At 57.3% G+C, this 440-nt stretch carries 1 protein-coding gene; it reads left to right on the top strand.

The features are described from left to right. Nucleotides 1-440 (top strand): ImcF-related family protein (locus tag ABR397_RS23350; RefSeq protein WP_350307781.1); only part of this gene is annotated, 440 nt, incomplete at both ends.

The raw sequence follows: 440 nt of genomic DNA, 5'->3' as shown, positions 1-440 counted from the left end.
AACCTTCCTGTCCATTCCCCCACCCAAAGGGGAAGACCGCAACGGAAACTTACAGTTGCCCCTGCTGAACCCTATCCGGGAAGCGACTCTTGCCTACGGGGATTACCATCAGAAAGGGCTGCTCGCTGATATGGGGCTGTACCAGGGCGCTGATGTCGGTCCGTATGTTGAAAACACCTACCTGCAACTGCTGTCCCAGCGCTTCCTGCCCGCCCTGATGAATGGCCTGCTGGATGACCTGAACCAGGCGGCCAAAGGCAGTGAAGAGAAACTCGAAGTCCTTCGCATCATGCGGATGCTGGAAGACCGCAGCGGCCGCAATAAGTCACTGGTAGAACAGTACATGCGCGAACGCTGGAGTCAGGTATTTAACGGCCAGCGTCAGGTACAGGAACAGCTGCTGACCCACCTCGACTATGCGCTGGACCACACTGACTGGC

The organism is Photorhabdus viridis (genome assembly GCF_040256935.1).
Lineage (GTDB): Bacteria > Pseudomonadota > Gammaproteobacteria > Enterobacterales > Enterobacteriaceae > Photorhabdus > Photorhabdus viridis.
Note: the sequence above shows the minus strand (reverse complement) of the source record. Positions and strands in the feature narration are given on the sequence as shown.